This is a genomic window from Blautia sp. HA3515, from assembly GCF_059933065.1.
The window spans coordinates 1-4,714 of sequence record NZ_JAYFUY010000013.1 but is presented as its reverse complement, the minus strand read 5'-3'; the positions used below and the strand labels follow the sequence as shown (position 1 = coordinate 4,714).

Sequence of the window (4,714 nt, the reverse complement as noted above, 5' to 3'; positions counted from 1 at the left end):
TAGTTTGGATATCTAGAAAGAAACTGAAAATCTTATTCCAAATGACTCAACGCAAAATTGCGTTCAGTGTTTAGAAAGAGGTGCATGATGAAGAAAAAATATTTTCCAACAGTATGTAATGAGACAACCAAATACGGAAAAGAAAAATTCACTGTTAGCTGCGTTTGTGATGACAACGGAACGTATGAGATTTCAATTTCAGGGACAGGCGGAAGTAAATATGCCATAAAAGCGTTAAGACGTGTAATTAAAATAATTTTGGGGGGCGATAATCACGAAAGAGAAAATATCCTGAAGTAACCCGGTACAACCATTATCCATACCATAAATACAGGAGGTGATGGTGTGAACAAAATAGAATACATCACCAGGATTCAGGTTGATGGAAAGAAAGAGATCATTTCCGGAAAGCGTGCCTGCGAGATCGTGCGTCAGCGGATCGAGGAAGCATTGGAAGGAATGAATTATGAAAAGAAAAAAGCTGCCGGATAAGGCAGCGGAAAGGAGACAAGCCATGAAGCAAATGGCCAAGGATACGGTCACGGCCGGTGTGATCGGCACGCTGGCAACCTATCTGCCAATCTGGCAGTGGGACGGCACCAGGTGGATGGGCGCACTTGCATTAAGTGTAGTCGCTTGGATCATCCTGGTGGCGATGGAGACCAGAACCAAATAAAAAAGGATCCTGAAGAGCCACGAACTCAACAGGATCCGGTGTCCAAATGGACGTAAACAGTTTAGCACCCCTTTATTGTAGGGGAGAAAGCGAGAAAAATCAATGAAAACATTAAAAATTTCAGCAAATAACGAGATTTCCATCATTGATGTGAATTTCGACGATTTCAGGAGCGTCCAGAAAGCTCTGGGAGGCCATTTTGAGACTGTCCATACAGCCAAGATGGGTAATTATTTTCAGAGACCGGTGATAATGCTGGTGGATGAAGACGGCTATTTCAAAAACCTGCCATTAAACCGCTTTGGCAGCTGGATGTATGACATGCCAAGGCACGGATCACCGATTTTAGGGGATGTGATTCTGGCAGAAGCGCATTTTGAAGACATCACAGCAGTACTGGAACCGGAAAAGCTGATGGAGAAGCTGATGGATGATTTTGAGTTTCTGAAAAAAGTAGAGGAGATAAGACATGAGCATGAAAATTAACCGTCTCGAGATCGAGAATGTAAAACGTATCAAAGCTGTAAAGCTGGAACCGGCACAGAACGGTTTGACCATCATTGGCGGAGATAACCAGCAGGGAAAGACTTCTGTCCTGGATTCCATTGCCTGGGCGCTTGGCGGAGACCACTACAAGCCTTCCCAGAGTACCAGAGAAGGCTCCATGGTGCCGCCAAACTTACATATTGTGATGAACAATGGCCTGGTGGTGGAGCGTAAGGGAAAGAACAGTGCCCTGAAAGTCACAGACCCGAACGGACAGAAAGCCGGGCAGCAGCTCCTGAATGAGTTTGTGGAGCAGCTTGCCCTGGATCTCCCAAGGTTTATGGAAGCACCAGGAACAGAGAAAGCAAAAGTACTTTTACAGATCATTGGCGTGGGTCCACAGCTGGCAGAACTGGAACAGGAAGAAAAAGAACTATATCAGGAACGTCTGTATGTGGGACGCACTGCAGACCAGAAAGAGAAGTTTGCCAAAGAACAGCCATATTATCCGGATGCCCCCAGAGATCTGGTATCTCCTTCGGAACTGATCCGGCAGCAGCAGGATATCCTGGCAAGGAATGGGGAGAACCAGAGGAAGAGGGATCAGGCTGTGCAGCTCCGGGAATCCGTAAAGCGTGCCCATGAGGAAGTAACCAGATTGTCTGAACTTCTGGAAGCAGCCAAGCAGAAACATCTGCAGCTGGTAAAAGACCTGGACATTGCAGAGACATCTGCAAAGGATCTGGTTGACCAATCTACAGAAGAACTGGAAGCCAACATTTCGAATATCGAAGAGATCAACCGTAAAGTCAGGGCAAACCTGGACAAGGAAAAAGCAGAGGATGATGCCAAAGAGTACCGCACCAAGTACAACAACCTTACAAAGCAGCTGGAAGATACCCGTGATAAAAAGAATAAGCTGTTGAATACGGCAGAACTTCCTCTTCCGGAATTATCCGTAAAGGAAGGGGAACTGGTTTATAAAGGACAGAAGTGGGACAACATGTCAGGCGCTGAAAGGCTGATTGTTTCAACTGCCATTGTGCGGAAGCTTAACCCGAAATGCGGTTTTGTCCTGCTGGACAAGCTGGAACAGATGGACAAAAAGACCCTGCAGGAGTTTGGACAGTGGCTGGAAGCAGAAGAGCTGCAGGCAATTGCTACCAGGGTATCCACAGGTGATGAGTGCAGCATTATTATCGAAGACGGATATGTGGCCGGACAGGAACATCCGGAAGAACCACAGCCGAAAGCATGGAAGGCAGGTGCATTTTAAATGGAAATTATCAGAGGGGTTATCCCCTGTGCAAAAAAGGTAGTGATTTATGGGCCGGAAGGCATTGGCAAGTCCACTTTTGCCAGTAAGTTTCCGGACCCGGTGTTTATTGATACAGAGGGCAGTACAAATTCCATGAATGTGGCAAGGCTCCCGAAAGCGTCCAGCTGGCAGATGCTACTGGACCAGGTGGATTATATCCGCACACACCCGACTATGTGTAAAACCCTGATCATAGACACCATGGACTGGGCGGAAGCCATGTGTATCCAGTACATCTGCGACAAACACAGAAAGTCCGGGATTGAGGATTTTGGCTATGGGAATGGCTATACCTACGTAAAAGAAGAAATTGGACGGTTTTTAAATAAGCTTTCCGAGGTAAAGGATGCCGGTGTTAATGTAGTGCTTACCGCCCACGCCCAGATCAAGAAGTTTGAGCAGCCGGATGAGCTTGGTGCCTATGATCGTTGGGAACTGAAGCTTGGGAAGAAAACGACTTCACAGACTTCGCCGCTTGTAAAGGAATGGGCGGACATGCTGCTGTTTGCAAACTATAAAACATTTTCTATTGCAGTGGATGATAAGGGGCAGAAACGCAAGGCCCAAGGCGGTGAGCGTGTGATGTACACCACCCATAATGCATGCTGGGATGCGAAGAACCGCTATGGCCTGCCGGATGAAGTACCGTTCAGCTATGAAACCATCCGGGCAATCATTGAAGGAAATGCTGCACCAGTGAAAGAAACACAGCCAAAAACTGCACCTGTGCAGCAGGCCGTACAGAACCAGCCTGAACCGGTTCAGGAAGCACCTAAGACAGAGCCGTCTATGGCTGTTGGGGAGCAGATAGAACTCCCCATCAATAACCCCACAAAAGCACCGGAGCCTGCCAGCAGAAGCAGCACCATCAACCCTGAGATTCCAAAGGCTCTCCGTGACCTGATGGAGGCCTATCATGTGGATGAATGGGATGTACAGAATGTTGTGGAAGCAAAAGGTTATGTACCAACTGGCACGGAGATCAAGGACTATGACAAGGTGAACCCTGGTATCGTGGAAGGCCTGCTGGTGGCAAGCTGGGATCAGGTATATGCAGCAATCAAAGAAATGAAAGAGAAGCAGGAAGTACCGTTTAATTAAATCAGGAGGATGAGGAATTATGGCAGTAGAAGGAAGAGAATTAGGCTGGGAGGATTCTATTAAGCAGGATGCCCAGGATTTTGAACCGCTCCCGGAAGGGGACTATAACGTAACTATTGAGAAGTTTGACCGCAGCAGATCAAAGGGGGAGGGGAAGCTTCCCCCATGCAACATGGCGGTTGTGTATTTTACTGTACATGCTCCGGAACGTGAAATCACTATTCGTGAAAATTATGTATTGCATACCAGTCTTGAGTGGAAACTGTCGGAACTGTTCCGTGGTGCAGGCCTTAAAAAAGAGGGCGAAGAGCTGCGGATGGACTGGGGCGCACTGCCGGGCAAAATTGCACGGGCAAAGATCGGCTTGAAGCCTGGCATTAAGGATCCAAGCAAGAAGTTTAATTACATTGAAAAGCTGTATCCGAAAGATAACGGAAAGCCGGCATTTACACCAGGGAGATTCTAAATGGAGTTAAGACCGTATCAGAAGGAAGCAAAAGAAGCTATTTTTGAACAGTGGGACAGCGGGGTATTAAAAACCCTGCTGGTTCTTCCTACGGGCTGTGGAAAAACGGTGGTATTTGCAAAGGTAACGGAAGACTGTGTACGGCATGGGGACAGAGTACTGATTCTGGCACACAGAGGGGAGCTGCTGGATCAGGCCGCTGATAAGCTAATGAAAACAACGGGGCTTGGATGTGCTTTGGAAAAAGCAGAAAGCTCCTGCCAGGGCAGCTGGTTCCGTGTAGTGGTTGGCTCTGTACAGACCCTGATGAGGGAGAAAAGGCTAGGAAGTTTCCCGGCTGATTATTTTAATACCATTATTATTGATGAAGCCCACCACTGTATTTCTGACAGCTACCAGAGGGTGCTGCAGCATTTCCCGGATGCCCATGTGCTGGGTGTGACAGCTACACCGGACCGTGGGGATATGCGGAACCTTGGCGTATATTTTGAATCCCTGGCTTAGCGAATACACCCTTCCTAAGGCAATCAAGGAAGGGTACCTGTCCCCCATCAAAGCACTGACAATCCCACTGAAAATTGACATGAGCAGTGTATCCGTACAGGCAGGAGATTTTAAAGCAAGTGGTATCGGCATAGCACTTATCCGTACCTGGAAGGAATTGCCC

Annotated in this window: 9 protein-coding genes; all 9 read left to right on the top strand. The window is 47.6% G+C overall.

The genetic code is table 11. The features are described from left to right. The first annotated feature begins 87 nt into the window (after positions 1–87). On the top strand, positions 88–300 hold the full coding sequence (locus tag R1Y93_RS00445; protein ID WP_500821214.1) for a hypothetical protein: 213 nt from the start codon (positions 88–90) through the stop codon (positions 298–300). A 45-nt stretch (positions 301–345) separates the two neighbouring features. Next, positions 346–492 carry a hypothetical protein gene (locus R1Y93_RS00440; protein WP_500821213.1) on the top strand — a complete coding sequence of 49 codons (147 nt, stop codon included), beginning with the start codon at positions 346–348 and terminating at the stop codon, positions 490–492. Continuing rightward, positions 467–676, top strand: a complete 210-nt coding sequence (locus R1Y93_RS00435) for a hypothetical protein (protein WP_500821212.1) — start codon at positions 467–469, stop codon at positions 674–676. The genes R1Y93_RS00440 and R1Y93_RS00435 overlap by 26 nt, the downstream gene beginning before the upstream one ends. A gap of 102 nt (positions 677–778) precedes the next feature. Next, the gene (locus R1Y93_RS00430) at positions 779–1,162 is read left to right on the top strand and encodes a DUF3846 domain-containing protein (protein WP_500821211.1); all 384 of its coding nucleotides are present in this window, start codon (positions 779–781) and stop codon (positions 1,160–1,162) included. Further along, the gene (locus R1Y93_RS00425; RefSeq protein ID WP_500821210.1) at positions 1,146–2,438 is read left to right on the top strand and encodes an AAA family ATPase; all 1,293 of its coding nucleotides are present in this window, start codon (positions 1,146–1,148) and stop codon (positions 2,436–2,438) included. The genes R1Y93_RS00430 and R1Y93_RS00425 overlap by 17 nt, the downstream gene beginning before the upstream one ends. Continuing rightward, a complete protein-coding gene (locus R1Y93_RS00420) occupies positions 2,439–3,581 on the top strand; it encodes an ATP-binding protein (protein ID WP_500821209.1) in 1,143 nt (380 codons plus the stop codon). 19 nt (positions 3,582–3,600) lie between these two features. Next, on the top strand, positions 3,601–4,047 hold the full coding sequence (locus R1Y93_RS00415; protein ID WP_500821208.1) for a hypothetical protein: 447 nt from the start codon (positions 3,601–3,603) through the stop codon (positions 4,045–4,047). Next, positions 4,048–4,551 (top strand): DEAD/DEAH box helicase family protein, encoded by a 504-nt coding sequence (locus tag R1Y93_RS00410; RefSeq protein ID WP_500821207.1) that lies wholly within the window; start codon positions 4,048–4,050, stop codon positions 4,549–4,551. It abuts the gene before it with no gap. Then, a partial coding sequence (locus R1Y93_RS00405; RefSeq protein ID WP_500821206.1) for a hypothetical protein occupies positions 4,535–4,714 on the top strand: 180 nt, incomplete at its 3' end. The genes R1Y93_RS00410 and R1Y93_RS00405, both read left to right, overlap by 17 nt.

Coding starts and splice junctions, on each gene's coding strand:
- R1Y93_RS00445 (WP_500821214.1), top strand. CDS start 88: ATGAAGAAAAAATATTTTCCAACAGTATGTAATGAGACAACCAAATAC.
- R1Y93_RS00435 (WP_500821212.1), top strand. CDS start 467: ATGAAAAGAAAAAAGCTGCCGGATAAGGCAGCGGAAAGGAGACAAGCC.
- R1Y93_RS00430 (WP_500821211.1), top strand. CDS start 779: ATGAAAACATTAAAAATTTCAGCAAATAACGAGATTTCCATCATTGAT.
- R1Y93_RS00425 (WP_500821210.1), top strand. CDS start 1,146: ATGAGCATGAAAATTAACCGTCTCGAGATCGAGAATGTAAAACGTATC.
- R1Y93_RS00420 (WP_500821209.1), top strand. CDS start 2,439: ATGGAAATTATCAGAGGGGTTATCCCCTGTGCAAAAAAGGTAGTGATT.
- R1Y93_RS00415 (WP_500821208.1), top strand. CDS start 3,601: ATGGCAGTAGAAGGAAGAGAATTAGGCTGGGAGGATTCTATTAAGCAG.
- R1Y93_RS00410 (WP_500821207.1), top strand. CDS start 4,048: ATGGAGTTAAGACCGTATCAGAAGGAAGCAAAAGAAGCTATTTTTGAA.